We start from the raw sequence: 24,020 nt of genomic DNA, 5'->3' as shown, positions 1-24,020 counted from the left end.
AACATAAGGAATGGCTGTAATTATGCTACTATTCGTTCGCTTTTCTGGCAGCGTCGATCAAGTCTTGGCCAATATCGCCGGCAAATTGATCGTATACGCTCTTGGACGCTTCAATGAACGCATCCTTCTGCTCTGACGTCAGTTCGTTGACCTGCATGCCTGCTTCTTTCAGCTTGCCAAGGAACTCATCGTCTTGCTGGGTGGCCAATTGTCTTTGGTAATCGCGGTACTCCACGCTCGCGTCGTCGATGACCTTTTTCAGATCGTCCGGAAGCGAATTGTACCAGTCGAGGTTTGCCAGCAGAGCCGTTGCCTGGTAAACGTGTCCGCTCAAGGTCAGATACTTTTGCACCTCGTAGAACTTGTTGGTGTAGTAGAGCGAGATCGGGCACTCCATGGCGTCATACACCTTTTGCTGGAGAGCAGTGTAGAGCTCGCCAAAAGCGAATGGCGATGCGTTTGCGCCAAATGCGTTAAAGGCAGCGGTGTGAACCGGGCTTTCCAGCGTTCTGAATTTTTGCCCTTTCAGATCGGCTGGGGAGTTGATCGGCCCTTTGTTGTTGGACATGTGGCGGAAGCCGTTTTCGGCAAAGACCAGTCCTTTGAAACCGTTTTTCTCCAAACCTGTCAGGAGCTGCTTTCCTACGTCGCCGTCAAGCGCTTTGTACGCGGCTTCTTTTGTCTTGAACAAAAACGGCAAATCCAGCACCATGAACTGCTTGTTGAAGCCGGCGAGCGGAGCGACCGCAGGAATGGTCATCTCGACGTTTCCGAGCTGGACAGCCTCAATCGCCTCGCGGTCGGAAGGGAACAGCGAACCGTTCGGATACAGCTGGACCTTGATTCTTCCTTGGGATTTTTCTTCGACCGTCTCTTTAAACTTTACCGCTGCAATATGTGTGGATTGCTCTTCCGGAACGAGATAGGCAATCCGCAGCGTGTACTCTTTTCCGTCTGATTTGCCTGCATCTGCACCCGAGGATGCCCCTGCCTCCGTGCCGCCCTTGCCGCCGCAGGCGGTGACCAGCATCATCGTGGCAGCGCACAAGATCGCTAACAACTTTTTCATGGATGACTCCCCCCTGAACCTTGTTTTGTTCTGATTTCGACGTTCCTTATGTGTTTTCTCATTGCTGCACCTGCCAAGCTGACGTCGCGGTCTTGAAGGGCCTTGACGATCTCGTGGTGTTCTAGCAGCGCCTTGTCAGCACTGTTTTCCAGAGTGCCGGACAGGATGAGGTACCGGTGAAGATGGTTGTTGATCTGCTCAATAAAGTCCTTCAATTTTGCGTTTTGCGTCATTTCGGCGATCATGACGTGAAACTGGGCATCCAGTTCGATATAGGCGTAAAAGTCCTTGCTTTCAATCGCCACCTTTTGTGCCTCTGCATTCTGTTTCAGCGCATCGATAAATTCAGCGGTGACAAAAGGCACGGCTTGCTCTGCTGAGAAACCTTCAAGCAGTTCTCGCAGCCTGAGAAAATTCTCCATATCTTGGGATGTAAAACTCGCTACTCTGGCGATCTTCCCGGTCTCAAGTTCTACCAATCCCTCATAGGCCAGTCGAGTAACCGCTTTGCGCAGCGGCGTTCGACTAATGCCGAGCATGGAAGCGATAGATTCTTCCGGCAGCAAGTCCCCAGGCAAGAACTGACTCTGCAGGATCGCCTTTTTTATCTCTTTATACGCTCGGTCTGCCAATGTCTCAGGCTGGGCCAGCTTTTTAAGCATCATATCCCCCCTCTCTTTTTCCTGTATACAGGATACTAGGTACTGTATACTACTATAGTATAAGAAACAGTCAGATAAATGTAAAGAAAAAAAACAGCTTGTTTTTTCACTAAAAATAGTTTTATCGAAATGTTCTTCTTTGGCGAAAAGCGTCCTTGAGAAACAGCCTTCACTCCCTATTGACAACCTTTTTTGAATAATGAAATAATATAGGTGGTTCACGGACAGAGAGCCGCACAAAACCTCTCTGCCACTCTGAACCGGTTTTGCTCGACAGCTTGATACTGATACTGCCTTCACTTCGTCTGATCTTCTTACCGGAAGACATTCCACGAACGAAAGCCAGTTGAACTGCAATGATTTTTTGTGGTTTGGCTGGCTTCTTTATGTTCACGGGCAAAAAAGGAGGGAGAATATTGTGACCGGTGCTTTGCAGGGCATCACGATCCTGGATGTATCGAGGGTGCTGGCTGGGCCTTTCTGCACGATGATTTTGGCTGATCTGGGGGCGGAAGTCATCAAAGTGGAAAGCACTGCGGCAAAGGATGACACCCGCGCATGGGGGCCTCCGTTTGCAGGAGGCGAAAGTGCCTACTACCTCTGCGCAAACCGGAACAAACGGGCCATCACGCTCAATCTGAAGTCGGGCAAGGGAAAAGAGGTTTTTAAAAAACTGGCCGCCGGTGCCGACGTCGTCGTGCAGAACTTCAAGACGGGCACTCTGGATAAGCTGGGGCTGGGATATGATGTGCTCCGTGAACGCAATCCCCGGATCATCCTCGCCTCGATCACGGGCTTTGGCTTGAGCGGCCCTTACAAGGACGAACCGGGATACGACTACATCGTCCAGGCGATGAGCGGGCTCATGAGCATCACCGGCGATCAGCAGTCCGGCCCGCTGAAAGTCGGGGTGGCCATCGCCGACGTCCTGACCGGTCTGTACACGGCAATCGGAATTTTGGCCGCCCTGCACGAACGCGACCGCTCCGGCGAGGGGCAGCAAATCGACATCTCCTTGTTTGACTCCCAGATTTCCGCGCTGGTCAACGTCGCCAGCAATTACCTCGTCTCCGGCAGCATCCCGCAGCGGTTGGGCAACCAGCATCCCAACATCGTGCCCTATCAAGTCTTCCCCACGCTGGACCGGGAGATGGTGGTGGCCGTCGGAAACGACAAGCAGTTTGAAAAATTCGCAGCAGCGCTGGGATTGCCCGAACTGGCCGCAGACGAAAAATTCGCCACCAACCCGAGCCGCCTGACACACAAGGAAGAGCTTCTGGAGATCATCTGCCAGGCGATGCGGACCAGACCGGCAAGCGAATGGCAGCAGCGGTTCAAAGAGGCCGGCATCCCCAACGGGCCGATCAACGACCTCGAAGCCGTATTTGCCGACCCGCAGGTGCACGCCCGCGAGATGGTGCGCGAAATGGCCCATCCTACCGCCGGCACGATCAGGTTGGTCGGAAGCCCGCTCAAGCTGTCCAGAACCCCGGTGGACATGAGGCGGCATCCGCCGCTCTACGGAGAGCACACCGAGGAGATTTTGTCTGAGATGGGTTACTCCAGGCAAGAAATCGAAGCGATGAAACAAGAAAAAGCGATATAAGGGAGGAATGTTCCAATGATGAATTTTGCTCTGACGGAAGAACAAGAAGCCGTCCGGAAGATGGTCCGCACCTTCGTAGACCGGGAAATCAACCCGCATATTCAAGAGTGGGACGCCAAAGGCCACTTTGAAACGTCGATTTTAAAACGGCTGGCCGAGCTGGACCTGATGGGCGTATGCATTCCGGAAAAGTACGGCGGCTCCGGCATGGACTACAATACGCTGGCCATCGTCTGCGAAGAGCTGGAGAGGGGCGATACGGCGTTTCGCACAGCGGTGTCCGTTCATACCGGATTGAACAGCATGACGATCCTGCAGTGGGGAGACGAATTTCAAAAGGAAAAGTACCTGGTTCCCCAGGCGCGCGGGCAAAAAGTGGCCGCTTTTGGCTTGACCGAGCCGAACGCCGGTTCCGATGTGGCCGCCATGCAGACAACAGCCAGGCGCGAAGGCAGCGAATACATTCTGAACGGCTCCAAGACCTGGATCTCCCTGTGCGACGTGGCCGACAACTTCCTGATCTTTGCCAAAACAGACAAAGAGAAGGGGCATCACGGCATTAGCTGCTTTATCGTGGAGCGCACTTTCCCCGGCGTTACGACCAAAGCGATCAAGGGCAAGCTGGGGATCCGCGCCGGAAACACCGGCGAGGTCTTTCTCGAAGACGTCCGTGTACCGGCAGAAAATCGGCTGGGCGAAGAGGGCGAAGGTTTTAAAATCGCCATGTCGGCGCTGGACAACGGCCGATTCACCGTCGGCGCGGGCGCTTGCGGCCTGATCAACGCCAGCCTGGAGGCGAGCCTGAAGTACTGCCACGAGCGGAAGACGTTTGGCAAGGAGATCGGCAAACACCAATTGGTTCAGCAGATGATCGCCAAAATGACGGCCAATCTGGAGATCTCCCGACTGCTGGTCTACCGGGCCGGATGGCTGAAAAATCAGGGCAAGCGCAACACCAGGGAAACCTCTCTGGCGAAGTGGTACGCCTGTGATGCCGCCTTCGAAGCGGCCAATGACGCCGTCCAAATCCACGGCGCGTACGGCTACTCCAACGAGTACCCGGTCGAACGCTTCCTGCGCAACGCCAAGGCGCCGGTCATCTACGAGGGCACCCGGGAGATCCACACGATCATGCAAGGAGAATACGCTCTCGGCTACCGGGTGGATAAACCGCTGCGCAAGATGCTGCCCGCCTGGCCGTTTGAAGAGTGAACATTTTGAATTGACGTATCAGCCGTTCTTCGATATATTCTTGTCAACAAACCATGGCAGGGGGGATAGCGCGATGGCGTCTCTCAATACGTATTTCATCGCCGGCCACGCCAGGCTTCCTCAGGGAATGGCGGCGAAAAGCATCTTTGACTCCCTGACGATCACGGTTGAAGTTGACAAGAAATACGGCGTTATTGTCGATGCTTCATGCACGTTGGCGACGGAACACGGCCGGGATTTCGTCGGAAGGATCCTGAAGGGGTTCTGCCTGCAAGACGGGGTGGATGAACTGATTGGACATCTGCAGGTGCATTACCGCGGAAAGGCGGCGAACGCCCTGGCCGCGGCGCTGAAGGATTTGCACCAGCAGTACGAACAGCTTCATGTGGCGAAAGCGAAATGAGTGTTTAAGGAAAACAGGTGGGGATTTTAGCCCCACCTGTTTTAACGCTGCTTATGGAAACTTGAATCTTATCCGAAAAAGTCCTGCTAAACCTTCCCAAGCGCATGAAAAGGTTCATTCGAACATTTTTATTCCTTGAAGATGATTTCCAAATCAATGATGAGGTGATCAAAAAGGCCAACTGTTACTTTGTCCTCTTTTCCAAAAACCCCGTTCAATTCAAAATGCCCATCCTGATTCAAGATGAAAACCTCAATTGTACTGTTGGTTGGTTCAACAAGCCAGTACTCTTTAACTCCTGCCCGTTCATACAGCTTATATTTCACCCAACGATCTATTTTACCTGTCGATGGTGAGAGAATTTCAATAATGAGGTCGGGACTCCCCTTACATCCTTTGTCATCCAGTTTATTTGGATCGCAAATCACACTGATATCAGGCTGTACGACATTCAGAATCTCGTCGTCTGTCTTTCCCTCAGCGAAAAGCCTGACATCAAACGGCGCAACATACGCCCCGCAAGGTTTCCCACGCAGGTAAGAGGTAAACTCAGTTACCAACTCTCCCAAGATTTGCTGGTGTTTTCTCGAAGGGGACGGTGACATATTATACGGTACACCATCAATGAGTTCGAAGCGCTCTTCATTTGACCAATGCAAATAATCCTGATAACTATACTGCCGCTTCACTTCACAATCTTGCCTTCCCATCCGAGGATCCCGCCATGCAGGTGCGCAACCTCGGCGAAGCCGTTCTTGAGAAAGATGCGGCCCGCCGTCCTGCTGCGCATGCCGCTGCGGCAGTACAGGAAAATGCGCGTCTCCTTGGGAACCCCGCCGAGCTGCGACTTCAGCTTGGAGACGGGAATATTGACCGCTCCCTCAAGATGGCCGCTCTTGTACTCGTGCGGCTCGCGGACGTCGATCACCATTTTGTTCGGACTTGCTTTCGTCTGCTGGATAAATTCGACCGGGGTCAGTTTTTTCAAGCCCTTGATCGGCGCCAAAATCCGAAACAGCAGGATGGCTAAAAATACATAGACGATCATGTAGACAACCGTTGTCGGTTCCACCTGTTCCCACCTCCATTGCGCAATAAACTGTATTTATCTGCTTTTTACCAAAAGCTCGATCGCTTCTTTTACCAGTTTGCTCGTATCTCCGCCTGCATCTCGCTCTTCGACGATGCATTTCTCCAGGTTGGCCGCTACAATCGTCGCGATCGCTCGATCTGCCGCATTGCGGACCGCAGCCAATTGGCTGACGACCTCTTTGCAGTGTTTTTCTTCCTCCATCATGCGGAGAATCCCTCGTACCTGGCCCTCCAGCCGCTTCAGGCGGTTTTTGACTTCCTCCGTGTACACTTCCCAACACCTCTCTTGTGTGACCATACCTGTATACGTATATTATACCTTATCCGCCGGGGCAGCAACAGGCAAGCTGCTGCAAGCCAACAGGCTGTTGACTGAATACGTCAACAGCCTGTCGTCGGTTTTTATTCAGCGGATGAGTCAGTCAGGCTTCGACAGCCCGCTTCCATTCCAGTCGCAGGGGCAGCCGGAAGGAAACGACGCTGGCCAGCACCAGTACAGCCGCGGCCGTCCCGAAGGCGTACAGGTGTGTCCCAAACGTTTCAAACCCCCACCCGCCCAGAAAAGAGCCCAGCGCTCCGCCGATCTGGTGGCCAAAGTACCCCAGGCCGTATAATACCCCCAAATGGCGGACGCCGTATAAATCGCCCAGGATGGCGGATGAGAGTGCAGTGCTGCCTGCCCAGACGAATCCGCCAATCGCCGAGACGAGAAAGAGCTGCCAATTGGTCATGACCAGCACCAACGAGAGGAAGCCCAGTCCGCGAATCAGATAGATTAAGGAAAGCATGTTTTTTCGGGGAATCCGGTCGGAGATGACGCCCAGCAAAACGGTGCTGAACATGGCGACGATCCCGATCAACCCGATGCCAAACGAGGCCGAAACCTCCGCAAAACCGTGGTCTGTCAGCATCGGCACGCCATGCGATCCCAATAAATTCATGCTGAACCCGCAGGCAAACAGCCCGATGCAAATCTGCCAAAACGGGCGGGTTTTTAACGCTTCCGTCCAGGTGTAAAGTGCTCTTTCCGCCATCGGCGGCCGGCTCGGGCCAGGCTCCCCCTGCTCGGTCCCTTCATCCGTCCCCGCCGGCGGCTGATCGCGGATCACAAAGACCGCCGCAGGCACGATCATCGCGACGAACAGGATTGCCAGCCAAAGAAGGGTCTGCCGCCAATTTGTCATCTGGATCATCAAGGTAAACAGCGGCGTCATCACCGCGATCCCGGCCATCGATCCGGTCGCGAGATAGAACAGCGCCTGGCCGCGCCGGCGCGTAAACCAACGGCTGGTAACAGGCGTCAACACGACCGGGCTGGTAAAGGATAGCCCCAGTGAAAGCAGGATCCCGTAAGCCAGCAGGAAGTTGACGGGATCATTCGTCACCACGGTCCAGACAATCGATACAGCCACCATGCCCACTCCCATCAGCAGCACGGAGCGGGTGCTGAAGTACTCGAGCAGCCTCCCCGCCACAGGCATGCCGATCCCGTATACCAGCATGCTGACAGCCACAATGGCAGACAGCATGGTGCGGCTGATCTGCAAATCCTCTGCCATCGGCTTCAAAAACGGCCCGATTCCCAGCCGCGTCCCCACCGTCAACAACGTAATAATCGAGGATACAACGACAATATTCCAGCCAAAATACCATTTTCCGATACGTCGGGATCTCATGGTCTCTCTACTCCCTTGCAGCTGAATATTCTTAATTGATTGACTTATTATAGCACAATCCCATCGGAACCACAGAAAAAAGAGAAGCACCCTCTCACATCTGAGAGGGCACATGACCTGCCGTTTACCGCCTGTTGTCCACGCGAACATCGAGCAGCTTCAACGCTGATTTCACGAACATCCTGACGGCAATTTCAAACGAATCCTCATCCAGGTCAAAACGCGGATGGTGGTGGGGATACACGATCCCTTTTTCCCGATTCCCGGCCCCGATATTAAAGAACGAGCCGGGCGCCTTCTGCAGAAAGGCGGAAAAATCCTCGCCGCCCATGCTTGGTTTCAGGTGGACCACGGCCTCGTCGCCAAATTCCTCGCGCGCGACCTCCTCCAGCTTCCGGGTGATTTCTTCGTCGTTGTAGACGGGACGATAGCCGTTTCGGTACTTGAACTCGTAGCCGGCGCCGTGAGCGGCCGTCACACCTTGGACGATTTGCTATTTCTTGGTTTGCTCATCTTTAACCAGGAAACCCTGCTTTTCAAATGTGGCAAGGATCCGGTAAACGACAGAGTGGCTCATCCCCAATTCTTTGGAAAGTTCGCGAACGCCCCATACGGGATTTTCCCGTGTAAAGCTTTTCAGCAATTCAAGAGCGCTGTCCAGAGTTTTTAAAATCAGGAAGCATCACCTCTAGACCGAGATTGTACCTATAATCGGTACAATGTACCTTTCTTTATGTTAATTTATATTATATTCAGTCAATTCTTATTTTTCAATACAAATCTCGCCTAAGGGGGTCAGGCTGCACAAAAAAACGTTGGGGCCACTTTGACCCGCAACGTTTTCCGAATGGCTACGTCTACCATGATAAGAGAAAGACGAGGAGGGAATGCGGTGAAGAAAACGGGTTACCAAATGGTTCTCCTTGCATTGTCCCTGCTGATCACCTTGACCGTCCTGCAAGGATATCCCGCTTCTGCCAAAACGGCCAGCATAAACAGCAAAGTTTCCTACAAGGCACCGGACAGATACGATTACCAGGAGTATGTTTACCTGCAATGGTACGGGCTGGCACAGGCGACAAAAGCGACGATCAAAGCAAAAAATGCAATCCCGGCGGAGGAATTCCAAAAAAATCAGCTGACATACAATTTGGAAGATATTTATGGGGAAAGCGTCTATACGAGACCTGCCGTCGTCTATTATCACGAAAACTCGAAACGCTCCTTTTTCCTGGCACTCTTCCACTTTATCGGCGTGCTTTCTCCGCACTACCCGGAAGGGTATGATCCAAAAGGACTCGAAGAACAGATCGCTTCGATTGCCGACGAAGGGAAGAAAAGAGAAGCGATGAGAAAGCGCATCGATATTGAAGCCGAAGCGCGGATCCAGGCACTCATCGATCAGGGGTTTGTTTTAAAAGAGGAGGCGGAAGATCCGGAAGCGGAGCTGACCAAGACGCTGGTCGCTCATGTCCTGTATCGCATGTTTCAAAACGAGGTTCCTTACCAGAAGCGAAAGGCGGTTGCCAATACGGATGATATCGCTTTGCGCTGGGCTGTCGAGGTAGGCCTGCCCGGGTATCAGTTGGACGAAAAGGGGAGGGTATTATCCTATGGCGAAAACTTCGTCGATTTAGAGAGGGCAAGTCTCTTCGATTTCCTCTACCTCTTCTTCCCCAGCCGCTGGACCGGGGAAGGATGGCAATATTATCAGTTTGATTTACACGAAAAGCCGGACTACAGCCAGTCCGATGTAAACTGGTTCCTGCGCATCAACGGTCAGCCTTACTATAAAATGGTCAACTCCCCCTCCATTAACACTGGCGACAAGGCATTTTTGCAGGCGAAAGACAAGGCCGAAAAAGAACTGATCGCTTTCTTGCAAAAGAATGTACTGTCGCTGATCAGTGAAGTCAGAACAGAGCTCCTGAAACCCCGGCTCTACAATTGGAAAGAAGATGTGATCGAGGATCCGCGCTTCAAGGGTTATGTGACGGAATATCGCAAAAGCAAAAGCGAAAAAACGCTGCAAGCCGCCCATCAAGCGATACGCAAGGCCTATCGGCTTACCAGGGCTGAAGACTCCCTTGAGGTGATCCGCAGCGTATTTAAAAATATAAAATAAGCAAAACGGGATCCCGCAAGCATGCATATCCTCCCGCAAAAAAAGGGTTTTACGCAGCACGGACAGAAGCTGCCTGTAAATAGGAAATATTCATTCACCTGAGGGATGCTTACGTGAAACGGGTAGAAGATATGATCCGCGAGAGTTCGATCTGGGCAGGCCTGAATCGTCCCGGCATTGCGCTTGAAGATGCCGATGTCGCTGTATTCGGAATTCCTAACGATGGAGGCGTAAGCTTTCGCTCCGGAGCCGCGCAGGGACCGCGGGCCATCCGCCAGATAACCTATACCATCCACCCGACAACGGAAAGATGGGAAAATATAAAAGGGATCGACCGGGCTGTCGAAAAACCGTTCGGGATTATCCACATCGACGCCCGCTTCGATTTGTGTAACGAGATGGGCGGCGATCCTCTCTCCCACGGCTCTACCGAAAGAAGGGCGCTGGAACTCAAACACGTCAGCGACACGGAAAGCATCTTTTTTGTCGGCATCCGCTCGGCCGAATTGGAAGAGCTGGAGTTTATCCGCCAGCATAAGATGAACATCATCGGGGCTATGGACGTCCGCCGCAATGGCGTCGCCAAAACCCTGGCTGCCATCAAGGAAAAAATGGACTAGTTTGATCACATCTACATTACGGTTGACATCGACTCGCTCGACCCCGCCTACGCCCCGGGGACAGGCACGCCTCAATTTGGCGGCTTGGACAGCCGGGAATTGCTGGATTTGCTCTACGGGTTGTTTGAACTTCCGGTCATCGGCTTTGATGTCGTCGAAGTAGCTCCCAAATTGGATCACGTGCATATCGCCGTATTTGCAGCGAGAAAGATTTTGACGGAGTGCTGGGGTCACAACTGGCGAAAAAAGAAACAGATCCGGGGATCCTATTAAAAACCGAGCCGAGCAGAAAGCAGGCAAAGCTCCCTGTCCGACCGCGACAGGGAGCTTTGCTGTTTGTCAATTCAGGCCAGCCAGGAAGGCTGCGAGATGACAGGTTGTCCGGCGACGGCTGACTGGACGCAATCAGCCAAACTTGCGAAGTAAATATCGCGGCCTACCAGTCCCGGCGCATAATGGGCGTATTTGGCGGAGTTTGTCATCAACGTCCGGGCCTGTTCAGGAATGACCGGCGCTTGAAGCATGCAGAAGCAGGTGTCGGTAATCACCCGTGCGCCAAAGCGCTCAATCTCCTCTGCCGCACTGGACCTCATCGCTTCCTCATGGACGTGTCGGCTCGTCGTGATCAGGACTTCGACATCGCTGTGTTTTCGCTTGTTTTTCGTCAGTTCGGCCAACTGGCGAAACTCGTCCGAGGAAAAATGCGGATTGCCCAGGGCGACCAGCTCAATCTGCCCGGAGCGGGCGGTCGATAATCGCCGCCAAGCATCGGCAAGCTCGTCACGGGTGACCTTCCACACCTCTTGCGGCTCAGCTCCGCCAAACGCCTCTTCCAGCGAAGCAGCCTCTGGCGTTACTCCGACGACGTGAAACAGAGCGACGGCCCCGGATGTGGCGGCCGCCGCGCCGAGCATTTTCAGATCGTCCGGGGTAGGCTTGCCGGTCAGCCCGGCGATGACCGGCACACCCGTATCGACCCGGCCCCCGATGAGATAGCCGAGTACAGGATAAAACGATGAATCGACCGGGCCGAGGTCGGGCAGTTCTACCAGGACGGTTCCCCGGCGATTTTCATCCAAATGGTATCCGGCGTACGGTACCCGGCCGGTCAGTGCCGCGCAGATATCCATCAAATCCCCGTAGCGATTGGTTCTGGCACCCAAAACGCTGTTGGCGAATACCACGGCATTGGATTCCGCCCAGGCGATCTGTTCGCCAAAAACGGGGCTGCCTGGCAGTTGGTAGGGAGCGCAGGTAAATGTCGGTTTTGCCCCCATCCGGACGTACGCCTGGGCCAGCCGATCGGCCATCGCCGCCCAGTCCGGGTCGACGCCAAGCTCTCTCCAGCGCCTTTGATCGATGGAAATCGCATTCATCGTCGTCGGCACGCATACCTGCCCCCCAAGATCGGCCAGTAATTCCGCAAAGTGCAGGCTTGCTTCCCCGGTGTAGATGCAGCCGTCGATATGTGCCTTTTGGATGTCAAGAAAACACGGCGCCCCTTGCAGTTCGGCCATTCTGACGAGGATTCGCATTGCTGTTTGCCGCGCCGGGCCTTCAGCTCCGGCCAGCAAGCTTCGATCGCGCTCTGACAGCTGCAAGTCGCCCATCATATCCGCTGAAGACAGGGATTGCTGCTGCAGGATCACGCTGCCATCGGCTTTTACCTTGGCATACGCGGCCCTTAGAGCTTTTTCGAAGGTATCGGCATCGAGGACCAGCAGCGGGATGTGCCTGGCAAAAATCTCTTGGGCTGCGATCGCCCCCAGGGCAATGATTTCATCCACCTTCGACAGCAGAATGGCACTGGGAGCCCGCTCATTGACAATCGCCTCCAGCAAAACCCCGCTCGCACTGCTGGAGCCGCGCCCGAGCGGCATGACCAGCACTCGTCCGGACACATGGGAGCCGCATAGCGGGTGGTGGCCGTCGACGATCTCGCCTGTATGCGGGTTAAGTCCTCCCCAAAAGCTTAGCGGCACGGTGGTCGCCAGTACGGCTCCCTCCCCTTCGCCACTGACCACAATTCGATGTGCACGACAGGTTTCTTCCGCGATGCCAAAGCTTGCCTGCTCCACGGCTCCACACCCTCCCCGTTTTTGAAAATTCTGTCATGCATCACACTTCCACGTATTTCGGGAAAATCCTTTTCCGCACGGCAGATTTTCGCCAGAGTCAGGGATTCCGGCCAGACCTGGAGATTTGGATCATCTTCAAGACATCGATCGGCTGCCTTGTCTGCTGATGGAAGAGATCTCCTGGTTTGACGTGGTCAATATACAAAATCCCGTCCAGATGGTCGATCTCGTGCTGCAGGCATACGGCAAGAGACCCTTTTCCTTCGATCATGATTTCCTCGCCTGCCCGGTTCAGCGTTTTGACCGCAACGTACTCTGCCCTTTTGACGATCCCGGCAGCTCCGGGGATCGAGAGACAGGCCTCCGCTCCGGTTTGGGAGCCTTTCTGCTTCACAATGACCGGATTGATCAACTCGATCAGCCCGTCTCCCACGTCCAGCACCGCTATCCTTTTGGGGATGCCCACCTGCGGCGCTGCCAATCCGGCCCGATCCGGTGCCGCATACAGCGTGTCGACCAGATCGTCAAGCAATTTATTCACGTTGGGCGTGATTTCGGAAATCGGTTTGCAAACCCTTCGGAGAACCGGGTCTCCCAGCTGACGGATGGTTCGTTCTGCCATCGCATAGGTCACCTCTTGTATTTCATCACTTTCATGTATGAGTATATAATGCAGAGAGGAGCAATCGATTGAACGAACGGCGCTTCCTTTTGAACAAAATGCGCCTCTTTTTTGGCCGGATATGGGAAATAAAAGCGCAAGGGAGGCAGAGACGATGGGCGATTTGATGGTCAGTCAGGCAGAAATGGTGATGAACAGCAAACATCTCGGCTGGAGCCACCTCGATTTCTCCGTATACAACGGCGTCCCCCCGCAAAAGCTCTGCTGCCCGGCCGCCGGCAAGCACCGCATTCTGATCCATAAAAGCCCCGCTCCGGTGCGAGTGACGGAACAGGACGGCAGTCAGCGCTGCACGGGCTGGGTCAAGTCCGGGGACACCTACCTGCTTCCAGCCGGAACAGCGTTTACCTTTTGCCCGGAGGACACCTTTTCCTTTATGTGGTTGGAACTCACCCCTGATTTTTTGCGACAGACAGCCGCTCAATCCGGGAGTTTTCCTGCCGGCTCCGAGAAGCTTTCCCAGGAAATCCGGTTTCGCGACCCCAAACTGCTGCAGATAGGCTCCTGGTTGGCAGACGAACTTCACGGAAATCCGGGCGGTGCACAGTTCGCAGATTCGCTTGCAAACATCCTGGCGATTCATTTGCTGCGCCATTATGCGGAGAATAGTCCCAAACAGGTTTTGGCGCCGGAGCATCTGACCCATTTCCAGTTTGCCGATGTATTCGACTACATGAACGCCCATCTGGACCGGGATATCTCCCTCTCGGAGCTGGCGCAGGCCGCCAATGTATCGCCGCCCCATCTCGTTCGTTTGTTCAAGCGGTCAACGGGTTTTTCCCCGCACCAGTATCTGATTCACCTCAGAGTCCAGCGGGCCAAGGATTACCTAATCCGCGGCAAGCATTCGCTCAGCGAGATCGCGGCCCTGACAGGGTTTGCCGACCAGAGCCACTTTTCCCGCCACTTTAAGCGGATCGTCGGCTGCACGCCAAAGGCTTTTCTCAACCAGCTGACCTTTTAAAAGGGCAGGTGCCTCGTTTGGCATCTGCCCTGTCGTACATTTTATGAACAAGTGTCCGGACGATAGTACCCGCCTCAACCGAATGAACGGGTAACCGGCAGACGTCTTTTCTGGTAAAATGGAAGCAAGAGCAAAATGGGGGAGAGCCATGAATCAGACCAGAACGGAACGGGTAAAACTGGAGCGGAAACGGAGGCGGCGCAGACGGAGTTCGTACCTGCTGCCGCAAATTATGCTGCTGGGTGCGGTTCTCTTGACCGCGGGCTTTTTGCTCCAAGCTCAGGATGCGTTTACCGCCATTGCTCGTCTATTTCAGCCGGACGATAGCGGGCAGCCCGCAAAGCATACAGCTGAACCGGACAGCGAAGATCCTGCAGTCAACTTGACCTTCGTCGGGGACGTGATCTTTTCCGGACATGTAGAACGGATGCTGAAAGAAAACGGCTACGACTATCCATATACCCATGTGAGCTCGCTGCTCGGGCAGGATGACTATACGGTCGCCAACCTGGAAACACCTGTGACCAAACGCGGGGTGCCCGCCCAAGACAAGGATTTCGTGTACAAATCGCCGCCGGAAGCGATCCCGGCCCTGAAAGCGGCGGGCGTCGATCTCGTCAACCTGGCGAACAACCACTCCATGGACCAAGGTGTGGAAGGCTTGCTGGACACGTTTGCCGTGCTTCAAGAGAACGAGATCGAATACGTCGGCGCCGGTGCCGATATCGACCGGGCGTACGCACCCGTATACGTGGAACGAGGCGGCATCAAGCTGGCTTTCCTCGGGTTCAGCCGCATCGTTCCGGAGGTCAGCTGGTACGCAGGCAAAAACAAGCCCGGCGTTGCTGCCACTTACGACCCGGCGCGCGCCGTACAAGCGATTCGCGGGGCCAAAGAACAGGCGGACCTCGTCATCGTCATCGCGCACTGGGGCAAGGAACGGGTCGATTTTCCGGTCGATTATCAGAAGGAGTTGGCCCGCGCCTATATCGATGCCGGCGCCGATCTCATCGTCGGCGGACACCCGCATGTACTGCAAGGATTTGAATCTTACAAGAATAAATGGATTGCGTACAGTTTGGGCAATTTTATTTTCACCCGCGCCACGGTGCCAAAGACGTGGGAGACGATGGTGCTGCAAGCGAAGTGCACGAATGCGGGAGCATGCGAGCTGAAGATGCTGCCCTACTACGCTGAGCTCGGCCGGGCGGTGCCGATGAACGAGCAGGATGGGGCCGCGCTGCTGCAGCGCATCGAATCGATATCGACGAACGTCCGCATCGAGCCGGACGGAAGCGTGCGGGAGAAGCAGTAAGCTGCCAGCAAAAAACAGGGCAGATGCGGTGAATGCATCGGCCCTGTTTTGTTTATTCGCCTTTCCCCACAAGTGCGTGCAAAAGTCCAAAACTCTCTTTCAAATCGCCGTACAGCTTGCGGTAGACCGGGTAGTAGTATTGGTAGACCGATACGTGGGCGGGGACCGGGTGCAGTTGATCTGCCGTGCGGATTGCAGCCGCGCAAGCTTCTTCTACGCTGTTGAAGACACCTGTTCCGACCCCTGCGAGCAGAGCCGCTCCGAACGCGGGGCCTTCATTGGCTTCGACCGTTCGGACTTCACAGTTAAAGATATCAGCCATAATTTGTCGCCATACCCGGCTGCGCGCACCGCCCCCGGACGCCCGCAGATGCGAAATCTCGATGCCGAGTTCCCGCATCAATCCCATGCTGTCCAGCAAACTGTAGGCTACGCCTTCCATTACCGCCCGAATAAAATGCTGCCTTTGATGGCGTGCGGTAATACCGACAAAGGCTCCTTTGGCAGCCGGATCCAAATGCGGCGTACGTTCCCCCATTAAATAAGGAAGGAACAGCAATCCTTCGCTTCCTGCCGGCGCAAGGTTTGCCTCTTCGGAGAAGAACTCGTAGGGATCCTTCTGCAGAAAAGGCGCAACGCTTGTTTCCAAAGCGCCAAATTGGTTGCGGAACCACTGAAGCGAGCCGCCCGCTGCTTGCGTTACCCCCATCACATGCCACTTGCCCGGAACGGCATGGCAGAAACTGTGCAATCTCCCTTGCGCATCAGTGACAATCTCGTCCGTATAAGCGAAGACCACCCCTGATGTGCCAAGTGAACCGGAGACAATACCGCTCTTGACAATTCCATTGCCAACGGCGCCCGCCGCCTGATCTCCGCCCCCGCCGGCAACCGGTATTCCTGCAGCCAAACCTGTCTCCTGTGCCGCTATACCGCTGATACGGCCCGATATCTCATACGACTCGTAAACGCGGGGCAGCCACTCCAGACGGATCTCCAAGGATTGAGCCATTTCCCGGGACCACCTTCGGGCGGCAACGTCCAACAACAGCGTTCCCGAAGCGTCCGAGACTTCGGTGGCAAATTCTCCGGTCAGTTTGTAGCGGATATAATCCTTGGGCAGCAGTACTTTTGCCACCTTCTCATAGAGATGGGGCTCATGCTTCCTCACCCAAAGCAATTTCGTTGCCGTAAAATTGGGCAGGGGCGGATTTGCTGTCAAGCGAATGATCTCTTCTTGCCCCAGCTTTTTTCGCATCCACTCTGCTTCCGGTTGGGTCCGCTGATCGCACCAGATGATGGCAGGGCGCAGCACTTTTCCCGCTTGATCAAGCAGCACCAGACCGTGCATTTGACCAGAGAGGCCGATTCCCGCAATTTCTGTCGCCTGGATTCCCGTTCTCCCCATGATCTCCTGGATGGTAGTCTTTACTGCCTGCCACCAGTCATCCGGATGCTGTTCCGCCCATCCCGGCTTCGGCTGCATCAGTGGATAATCTGCACTTGCTGCAGCAGCCAGCAGACCGTCGAGATGAAATAAACACGTTTTCACGCCGGAGGTTCCGACGTCAATCCCCAATAAGTACCCCATCTGTCTGCATACCTCTCTCGTTTGTTTTCGTAATTTTCGCAATTTATGCATCTATCATATCACTTGGGTCTACGGAAGTGGAGAACGTAATTGGGATTTTTCAACCAACTAAAAAAGCAGAAGGATCAGCTCCTCCCGCTTTTGGCATGACCTATCTAGCACAAAATCAAAATTGCCTTTTAAAACAATCGATAAAGCTCTTGAAAACCGAAAACAATGAAAGCCCTGCCTCTCTTTCATCCTTGCGGCTCCGAAGACCGCGCCAGTGTGAATTGGGCTCAAAAACTATGAAAAACGAATTGCTTATATGTGAAAAGGACAGATTTTGCTAAGTCAATTAAATTATTATATCTCTTGCCTTTAAAAAATGCAAGATTTCATTTAGACAGTTGCTGCAAGTAAGCCATGCACCTTCTCACTGAAGCTTTCGGTGCCGTTAAGAGGGGAACAGAAGGTTGAAGCTGCTCTGCGAGATGCTCCATACTGTACTGAGAAAGGACGATGACATCCACTTTCCCGTCTAATTGATGAACCATTTTGCGAACCCGCTCGTCATGTTCTTCTTTCTTGCCCTGAAAGAGCAGGTAAATCAGCCCCGGCTCCACCAGCGATTCAACCTGAACATCAGGTTTCTTTTCGTTTAAGTAGCTGAGTAAGGCAATTGGAGTTTCTCTCACAGTAGAGACCAAACCAATCCGTTCATAAGACAGCGCCTCATCGAGCATCGCCTCGTCTGAACGAAATATTTTCGCGCTGTAAAGTGGTTGCAGGACAGCCGTCACATTGTTGAAAGCTGAACAAGTAAGCTGAATGCAATCCACCCGCGACTCTGCAGCCAAGTTAAGCAGCAAGGAAAACCGGCGAATGATATCCGGCGTAAGCTCTCCCTTTTCCTCCATCAAAGCAAGCAATCCCGTGTCCATCAAATGAAGCAGTTCGACGTCAGCCGCTGCTTCGCGGAAGGCATTCTCAATCGGCGCAACCGCCGTTGTCGTCGCGTGAATGCAGGCGATTTTCATACCAGCGTTCTCCCTCCGTCAACATAAAGGACATGTCCGGTAATAAATTTGGCCAAGTCTGAACAAAGGAACAAGGTAGGCCCGACTACCTCTTCAACTGACCCGAGTCTGCCGTAAGGAACCAGTTTACTTAACTTCTCGCGGGTATTTGCCTGATCCAGGTAATCCTTTGTCAAAGGAGTTTCGATATATCCAGGAGCGATGGCATTGACGGTAATCCCCCTGTCGGCCCATTCATGCGCCATGACTCTCATCAACTGATTGATTCCCCCCTTGCTTGCTGCGTATGGTCCATGATGCTTGTGGGCCAGATTTCCGGAGACGGATGAAAAGAAAACGATTCGGCCATAGCCTTGTTTCCCCATCCATGCACCGGCTGCTTGCCCAAGGGCAAATGCGCTGGACAAATTGACGTCAATAATGTCCTGCCACTCGGCATCGCTAAATTCACTGATCGGCTTGCGCCTGCCAGATGGATCAGGATATCGAGACCTCCAAGTTTGTGGTACGCCTTTTCCACCAGATGGCGACATTTAGCGGGATCAGTTATATCGCATTGCAACGCAAATGTTTCTTCCTTGAATGGAAGCGAATCCAACCTGTCTTGATTGATATCTGCGATGGCCAGCTTTGCTCCTTGGCGCAGCAATTCCCGGGCACAAACCTCGCCGATCCCCCCAGCCCCCACGACTAAAGCTCTGCGGCCTTGCAGCCCAAGAGATATGTCCCCAGCTTGAATCTCCATAGTCTATCCCCACTTTCACCTGTCAACTTAGCCCGATGGCTAAAGCGGCAGCAACAACCCGCTCTCGCCAGGTACCGTGACCTTTGCCTAATGAAAGTGTATATTTTGGAGAGATAATTTACAATAGTCTGAATTTAATATCCGTTTTGCGGCCGCCCTCCCGATTTCCGTTCTGCGTCGTAGGGCTCTGCCGCGAAACCTATTATCCCGATATATGGGAACCAGCGCTGACCAGCGCTTTTTCCGCAGGGAATCCCTTCGCCTCCCGCGGTCGGACGTATACAGTCTCATTCGTCTGTACCTGCAGCTCCCGGTAGCGTTCGTCCGTCAATTCCACTTCAAAAAACAGATCTGTACCCGTTTTTTTCAGGTCGAGCCGGACGATCGGCCCCACTGCGTACACGTGCTGGACAGTCGCCTGCAGGCAGTTCACCCCGATTCGCTGCCGGGACACTTCCAGTTCATGGGGCCGGATGTAGCTGACCCCTGGCTCTGCGGGATCGATCAGCCCCGCTCCGCCAAGCGGTTCATCGAAGCGGTTGGCCCGGCCGAGAAAGCGGTAGACAAACGAATTGGAGGGAGAATGGTAGACTTCGCGGGGCGTGCCGATTTGCTCGATCCGCCCCTCATTGACGATCACAATCCGGTCTGCCACCTCCAGCGCCTCCTCCTGGTCGTGGGTTACGAACAGACTGGTGATCTCCAGGTTGTGGTGCAGCTGCCTCAACCAGCGGCGCAGCTCCTGTCTGACTTTGGCATCCAGCGCCCCGAACGGTTCGTCCAGCAGCAAAAATTTCGGCTGGATCGCCAGCGCCCTCGCCAATGCGACCCGCTGGCGCTGTCCGCCCGAAAGCTGGGCCGGATACCGCTCCGCCAGCCCCTCCAACTGCACAAGGCTGAGCAGCTCCTCTACTCTTTGCCCGATTTCCCGTTTGCCAAGGCGCTGCCTTCGCGGGCGGACCTGCAGGCCAAAGGCGATGTTGTTGTAGACGTTCATATGGCGAAACAACGCGTAGTGTTGAAACACAAAACCGATCTGCCGTTCGCGGACGCCAAGCCCGGTCACATCCTGGCCGTCCAGCACAATGCGCCCGGCGTCCGCCGCTTCCAGGCCGGCGATCAGCCGCAGCAGCGTAGTTTTGCCGGAACCGGACGGCCCGAGCAGGGCGACCAGCTCACCGGTCGGAATCTCCAAAGTGAGGTCGTGCAGGATGGCGTTTTTGGCGAACGACTTGCTGATGTTGAAAACCTGAATACTCATCGTCTGTTACTCTCCTCCCGCCGGATTGTAAGTTGATTCGTTTCTGGCTGCTTTCCACTCCACCAGGCTTTTCGCGGCCAGGGTGACCAGCGCCAGCACGGCCAGCAGTGACGCCGCGGCAAAGGCGGCGGTAAAATTGTACTCGTTGTAGAGAATTTCCACGTGCAGCGGCACCGTATTCGTCAACCCGCGAATGTGGCCGGACACGACCGACACCGCGCCAAACTCGCCCATCGCCCGGGCGTTGCACAAGATGATCCCGTAGAGCAGGCCCCATTTGACATTCGGCAGTGTCACCCGGAAAAAGGTCTGCCAGCCCCTTGCACCCAGCGACATGGCCGCTTCTTCCTCCTCGCTGCCCAGCGCCTGCATCACCGGGATGAGCTCGCGGGCAACAAACGGAAAGGTCACGAACAGGGTGGCGAGCACGATCCCCGGTACAGCAAAGATGATTTTGAAATCGTACTGCGCAAGCCAGGGTCCGAGCACCCCCTGGGAGCCAAACAGCAGCACGAAGACAAGTCCCGAAATCACCGGAGAGACGGCAAACGGCAGGTCGATCAGCGTAATCAGCAGATTCTTGCCGCGAAACCGGTACTTCGCGATGACCCAGGCCGCGGCCACTCCGAATGCGGTATTCAGCGGAACGGCGATCCCGGCAGTGAGCAGCGTCAGCTTGATCGCGGCCCAGGCATCCGGCTCCCGCAGGGCGGATACGTAGGAAGCCCAGCCTTTTTGGAAGGCTTCGGCGAAGACGGCGATGAGCGGGACGAATAAAAACAGGGCGAGAAACGCGATGGCAGCGCCAATCAGGAGCCATCTGACCGCGGCAGGCTCGGCGGTGGCGGAAGCAGTCCGCCTGATCGGGACGACAGCGTAATCATCCGACATGACAAGAGGCACCTCCTTTTAGCCCAACCTGTGTAATTTATTGCTTCGCCACTGCAAGAAATTGATCACCAGCAGCATGAGAAACGACGCGATCAGCATGACCGCCGCGATCGCGGTCGCCCCGGCGTAGTCGTACTGTTCCAGCTTGGTCATGATCAAAAGCGGCACGATTTCCGTGCTCATCGGCATATTTCCGGAGATGAAGACCACCGAGCCGTACTCCCCCAGGCCGCGGGCAAAAGCGAGCGCAAAGCCGGTGATCAGCGCCGGCAGCAGCTGCGGAAAGATGACCCGCCGAAACGTCTGCCAGCGGTTGGCACCAAGCGTGGCGGAGACTTCCTCGACCTGCTTCTCCAGGTCCAACAGCACCGGTTGGACAGTCCTGACGACGAACGGGATGCCGATAAAAGTCAAGGCGACGACCACCCCGATCGGGGCAAACGCGACCTGAACCCCAAGCGCCTCAAGATACCGGCCAATCCAGCCGCCCGGTGCATAGACCGCCGTCAGGACGATGCCGGCGACCGCTGTCGGCAGGGCAAACGGCAGATCGACCAACCCGTCTACCAGTCGTTTCCCGGGAAAGGAATAACGCGTCAGCACCCAGCCGACCAGCAGGCCGAACACCGTATTGATCACGCCAGCCAGCAGGGCGGCGGCAAAGCTGAGGCGGAAAGCGGCAAGTACGCGAGGGTTCGAGATGATCTCCCACCACTGGCCCGGGCTCAGGCTGGCGGCCTTGAGAAACAGCAGGGACAGGGGAATGAATACGATCAAGCAGAGATAGACAAGCGTATAGCCCATCGTCAATCCGAAGCCGGGCAGGATGCCGCGCGGCTTGATACGCTTTGCCATGATGGACACTCCTTTCGCATCTTTCAAGAGTCGGCCCGGAAGGATCGCACTGCGCTAGCAGGCTAGTGCGGCTGGTAGATCTGGTCAAACACGCCGCCGTCGGCAAAGTGGACCTGGTGAGCGTTTTTCCACCCACCGAACACTTCGTCGATCGTAAACAACTTCAGTGCCGGAAACTGGCTTTCGTACTTCTTCGCCACCGTCTCCGACCGCGGCCGGTAGTAGTGTTTCGCCGCCAGCTCCTGCCCTTCTTCCGTGTACAGGAACTTCAGATAAGCTTCGGCCACCTCTCGCGTACCGTGTTTGTCCGCGAACGTATCGACGACGGAGACAGGCGGTTCGGCCAGGATGCTGAGCGACGGGGCGACGATTTCAAACTTGTCTTGGCCAAGCTCGTTTACCGCCAGGAACGCTTCGTTTTCCCAGGCGATCAGCACATCGCCGATGCCTCTTTCGACAAACGTCGTAGTCGAGCCGCGCGCGCCCGAATCCAGCACTGGCACGTTCTTGTACAGCTGGGTTACAAATTCTTTCGCCTTTGCCTCGTCTCCGCCGTTTTTCTCCAGGGCGTATCCCCAGGCCGCCAGGTAGTTCCACCTTGCCCCGCCGGAGGATTTGGGGTTGGGGGTGATGACGGACACGCCCGGTCTGATCAGGTCATCCCAGTCCCGGATGCCCTTGGGATTTCCTTTCCGCACGAGAAAGACAATCGTCGAAGTATACGGTGAGCTGTTGTATTCCAGGCGCTGCTGCCAATCCTGCGGAAGCAGCCCTTTTTCGGCGATGGCGTCGATGTCGTAAGCGAGCGCCAGCGTCACCACATCCGCCTCCAACCCGTCGATCACAGAGCGGGCCTGTTTGCCCGACCCGCCGTGCGACTGTTTCACCGTGACAGGTTGGCCCGTCTTCTGCTCCCAGTAAGCGGCAAAACGGTTGTTCACATCCTGATACAGCTCGCGTGTCGGGTCGTACGATACGTTCAAAATCTCAACGGCTGCCTTCCCCCCTTGGGCGGAAGCCGTCTGCTCGCCGCCCGGAGCCGGGCCCCCTGCGTTTTGGCAGCCTGCAAGCCCTACAAGCAATCCGCCTGTCAGGGCAAGCTTCAGCCAAGATGTTCTGACCAACATGGTTCCTCTCTCCTTTGAAAATAATAAAAGGCCCCCTGTCCTGCCGCTTTCGTTTTGACAGGACTTGCGGGGGGCCTTCGGTAGACCGATCGGCTGGTTATTTTCTTTTCGGCTTGCTGTCGTGACTGTAGACGGAGCTGGTTTTTTCCAGCGGAAAGCGATGTTTTTCCGTTCTCTCGATCTGCGTGATTTTCGAGTCGTGTACGACAATTTGGACGGACCCGTACTCCAGTCCCTGAAGGGCGCGGACAATCCGGCCGAGCGACTCTTCATCAAGGGTTTGATCGGACTGTGACATAGTAATCCCCTCCATCCTTCAAACGGATTCTTTGCTCCAACAAATCGGCCAACGAGGTCTGGTCAAGCACGTGGGCAACCGTGTCCCGCACCAGCGTCCAGAGCGGCTTTAACAGACAGTCCGCCTCGAGCTGACAGGGTTCATAGGCGGTGACGCTGGCACAGCTCATCGGTGCCAACGGCCCTTCCAGCTTGCGGATCACTTCGCCGATGTTGATTTGCTCCGGCGGCAGCAGCAGGGCATATCCGCCCTGAACGCCCCGCTTGCTTTTCACATACCCGAGTACTTTGAGCTGGAGCAGGATTTGTTCGAGGTAACTGACCGGCACGAGCGTCTTCTCGGCCACTTCCCCGACAGAAAGGATTCTGCTGCCGCTTTGGCCCAACACCAAGAGAGCACGCAAGGCGTATTCGCCTCTGCTCGACACTTTCACGCAAGCTCCCCCCAATCTCGATAATGTTGAGTGTATTAGTCGACATTTGCACGTTAGGTGTTATAAGGATGAGTTTAATGCCGACTATTCCTACGTGTCAAGTATGAATTATTTCTATTTTCCAAACTTGCCTCTTTGCGTGTCTTCTGCGGGAACATCAGCATTTGCCCTCCGGTCTAACCCCAAGATATTCAACCACTCCAATTTTGTTCCCGCTGCCGAGCTGTCTTTTCTTCCCCTGCTGCCGGTTTAAAAACTACGACTGACCAATTATCTAACAAGGATTTCCAATCTCT

Annotated in this window: 23 protein-coding genes and 3 pseudogenes; 7 read left to right on the top strand and 19 right to left on the bottom strand. The window is 54.9% G+C overall.

The genetic code is table 11. The features are described 5' to 3' along the window. Positions 1–28 precede the first annotated feature (28 nt). Complete coding sequence (locus tag ACI7RC_RS24055) at positions 29–1,069, bottom strand: DctP family TRAP transporter solute-binding subunit (protein WP_019123028.1); 1,041 nt, start codon at positions 1,067–1,069, stop codon at positions 29–31. Continuing rightward, positions 1,066–1,731: a GntR family transcriptional regulator gene (locus ACI7RC_RS24050; RefSeq protein ID WP_019123029.1), complete on the bottom strand. Its 666-nt coding sequence runs from the start codon at positions 1,729–1,731 to the stop codon at positions 1,066–1,068. Before ACI7RC_RS24050 ends, ACI7RC_RS24055 begins: the two co-directional genes overlap by 4 nt. A gap of 418 nt (positions 1,732–2,149) precedes the next feature. Between ACI7RC_RS24050 and ACI7RC_RS24045 the strand changes: the two genes are divergently transcribed. From ACI7RC_RS24045 to ACI7RC_RS24035, 3 genes are all read left to right on the top strand, one after another. Beyond that, positions 2,150–3,337 carry a CaiB/BaiF CoA transferase family protein gene (locus ACI7RC_RS24045; RefSeq protein WP_408110717.1) on the top strand — a complete coding sequence of 396 codons (1,188 nt, stop codon included), beginning with the start codon at positions 2,150–2,152 and terminating at the stop codon, positions 3,335–3,337. 18 nt (positions 3,338–3,355) lie between these two features. Continuing rightward, the gene (locus tag ACI7RC_RS24040) at positions 3,356–4,549 is read left to right on the top strand and encodes an acyl-CoA dehydrogenase family protein (RefSeq protein WP_026074567.1); all 1,194 of its coding nucleotides are present in this window, start codon (positions 3,356–3,358) and stop codon (positions 4,547–4,549) included. A gap of 73 nt (positions 4,550–4,622) precedes the next feature. Then, positions 4,623–4,952 carry a DUF3870 domain-containing protein gene (locus ACI7RC_RS24035; protein WP_408110716.1) on the top strand — a complete coding sequence of 110 codons (330 nt, stop codon included), beginning with the start codon at positions 4,623–4,625 and terminating at the stop codon, positions 4,950–4,952. Positions 4,953–5,080: 128 nt separating this feature from the next. On the opposite strand, the gene ACI7RC_RS24030 is transcribed toward ACI7RC_RS24035, so the two are convergent. The 6 genes and pseudogenes from ACI7RC_RS24030 to ACI7RC_RS24005 form a co-directional block, all read right to left on the bottom strand. Then, entirely contained in the window at positions 5,081–5,662 is a 582-nt protein-coding gene (locus ACI7RC_RS24030) for a Uma2 family endonuclease (RefSeq protein ID WP_408110715.1), read from the bottom strand. Beyond that, positions 5,638–6,024: a rhodanese-like domain-containing protein gene (locus tag ACI7RC_RS24025; RefSeq protein ID WP_408110714.1), complete on the bottom strand. Its 387-nt coding sequence runs from the start codon at positions 6,022–6,024 to the stop codon at positions 5,638–5,640. Before ACI7RC_RS24025 ends, ACI7RC_RS24030 begins: the two co-directional genes overlap by 25 nt. Positions 6,025–6,057: 33 nt before the next feature. Further along, complete coding sequence (locus ACI7RC_RS24020; RefSeq protein WP_035287618.1) at positions 6,058–6,342, bottom strand: metal-sensitive transcriptional regulator; 285 nt, start codon at positions 6,340–6,342, stop codon at positions 6,058–6,060. A 124-nt stretch (positions 6,343–6,466) separates the two neighbouring features. Next, on the bottom strand, positions 6,467–7,720 hold the full coding sequence (locus tag ACI7RC_RS24015) for an MFS transporter (RefSeq protein ID WP_408110713.1): 1,254 nt from the start codon (positions 7,718–7,720) through the stop codon (positions 6,467–6,469). 124 nt (positions 7,721–7,844) lie between these two features. Then, positions 7,845–8,213, bottom strand: a pseudogene (locus tag ACI7RC_RS24010) (M20/M25/M40 family metallo-hydrolase); the annotation flags it as partial. Further along, the gene (locus ACI7RC_RS24005) at positions 8,214–8,381 is read right to left on the bottom strand and encodes a helix-turn-helix domain-containing protein (protein ID WP_408110739.1); all 168 of its coding nucleotides are present in this window, start codon (positions 8,379–8,381) and stop codon (positions 8,214–8,216) included. Between the two features lie 231 nt (positions 8,382–8,612). Here ACI7RC_RS24005 and ACI7RC_RS24000 point away from each other — a divergent pair, with 231 nt between their 5' ends. Continuing rightward, a complete protein-coding gene (locus ACI7RC_RS24000; protein WP_408110712.1) occupies positions 8,613–9,845 on the top strand; it encodes a hypothetical protein in 1,233 nt (410 codons plus the stop codon). 131 nt (positions 9,846–9,976) lie between these two features. Beyond that, positions 9,977–10,738 (top strand): annotated as a pseudogene (locus ACI7RC_RS23995) (arginase family protein). 71 nt (positions 10,739–10,809) lie between these two features. Here ACI7RC_RS23995 and lhpI read toward each other — a convergent pair. After that, the gene (gene lhpI, locus ACI7RC_RS23990) at positions 10,810–12,543 is read right to left on the bottom strand and encodes a cis-3-hydroxy-L-proline dehydratase (protein ID WP_408110711.1); all 1,734 of its coding nucleotides are present in this window, start codon (positions 12,541–12,543) and stop codon (positions 10,810–10,812) included. A gap of 97 nt (positions 12,544–12,640) precedes the next feature. Further along, positions 12,641–13,165 carry a peptide deformylase gene (gene def / locus ACI7RC_RS23985; RefSeq protein WP_019123041.1) on the bottom strand — a complete coding sequence of 175 codons (525 nt, stop codon included), beginning with the start codon at positions 13,163–13,165 and terminating at the stop codon, positions 12,641–12,643. A gap of 154 nt (positions 13,166–13,319) precedes the next feature. Between def and ACI7RC_RS23980 the strand changes: the two genes are divergently transcribed. Next, entirely contained in the window at positions 13,320–14,189 is an 870-nt protein-coding gene (locus ACI7RC_RS23980; protein WP_019123042.1) for a helix-turn-helix domain-containing protein, read from the top strand. A 148-nt stretch (positions 14,190–14,337) separates the two neighbouring features. Further along, on the top strand, positions 14,338–15,504 hold the full coding sequence (locus tag ACI7RC_RS23975; RefSeq protein ID WP_408110710.1) for a CapA family protein: 1,167 nt from the start codon (positions 14,338–14,340) through the stop codon (positions 15,502–15,504). Between the two features lie 52 nt (positions 15,505–15,556). Here the strand turns inward: ACI7RC_RS23975 and xylB are convergent, their stop codons facing one another. The 9 genes and pseudogenes from xylB to ACI7RC_RS23930 form a co-directional block, all read right to left on the bottom strand. Beyond that, positions 15,557–17,095 carry a xylulokinase gene (gene xylB / locus ACI7RC_RS23970; protein ID WP_408110709.1) on the bottom strand — a complete coding sequence of 513 codons (1,539 nt, stop codon included), beginning with the start codon at positions 17,093–17,095 and terminating at the stop codon, positions 15,557–15,559. A 377-nt stretch (positions 17,096–17,472) separates the two neighbouring features. Continuing rightward, complete coding sequence (locus tag ACI7RC_RS23965; protein ID WP_408110708.1) at positions 17,473–18,114, bottom strand: aspartate/glutamate racemase family protein; 642 nt, start codon at positions 18,112–18,114, stop codon at positions 17,473–17,475. Continuing rightward, a pseudogene (locus tag ACI7RC_RS23960) lies at positions 18,111–18,859 on the bottom strand (SDR family NAD(P)-dependent oxidoreductase). The gene ACI7RC_RS23965 and the pseudogene ACI7RC_RS23960 overlap by 4 nt, the downstream one beginning before the upstream one ends. Positions 18,860–19,061: 202 nt before the next feature. Beyond that, positions 19,062–20,120, bottom strand: a complete 1,059-nt coding sequence (locus ACI7RC_RS23955; protein WP_408110707.1) for a sulfate/molybdate ABC transporter ATP-binding protein — start codon at positions 20,118–20,120, stop codon at positions 19,062–19,064. 6 nt (positions 20,121–20,126) lie between these two features. After that, on the bottom strand, positions 20,127–21,011 hold the full coding sequence (gene cysW / locus ACI7RC_RS23950; RefSeq protein ID WP_408110706.1) for a sulfate ABC transporter permease subunit CysW: 885 nt from the start codon (positions 21,009–21,011) through the stop codon (positions 20,127–20,129). Positions 21,012–21,029: 18 nt separating this feature from the next. Continuing rightward, on the bottom strand, positions 21,030–21,866 hold the full coding sequence (cysT, locus tag ACI7RC_RS23945) for a sulfate ABC transporter permease subunit CysT (RefSeq protein ID WP_019123049.1): 837 nt from the start codon (positions 21,864–21,866) through the stop codon (positions 21,030–21,032). 62 nt (positions 21,867–21,928) lie between these two features. Further along, complete coding sequence (locus ACI7RC_RS23940; protein WP_408110705.1) at positions 21,929–22,993, bottom strand: sulfate ABC transporter substrate-binding protein; 1,065 nt, start codon at positions 22,991–22,993, stop codon at positions 21,929–21,931. A 97-nt stretch (positions 22,994–23,090) separates the two neighbouring features. After that, a complete protein-coding gene (locus ACI7RC_RS23935; protein ID WP_019123051.1) occupies positions 23,091–23,291 on the bottom strand; it encodes a YezD family protein in 201 nt (66 codons plus the stop codon). Beyond that, complete coding sequence (locus tag ACI7RC_RS23930; protein WP_019123052.1) at positions 23,266–23,724, bottom strand: RrF2 family transcriptional regulator; 459 nt, start codon at positions 23,722–23,724, stop codon at positions 23,266–23,268. The genes ACI7RC_RS23935 and ACI7RC_RS23930 overlap by 26 nt, the downstream gene beginning before the upstream one ends. Between the last annotated feature and the right edge of the window lie 296 nt (positions 23,725–24,020).

The sequence above is a fragment of the Brevibacillus sp. B_LB10_24 genome, from assembly GCF_046036945.1.
Lineage (GTDB): Bacteria > Bacillota > Bacilli > Brevibacillales > Brevibacillaceae > Brevibacillus_C.
The sequence above is the reverse complement of the archived record's forward strand: the minus strand, read 5'-3'. Positions and strand labels throughout refer to the sequence as shown.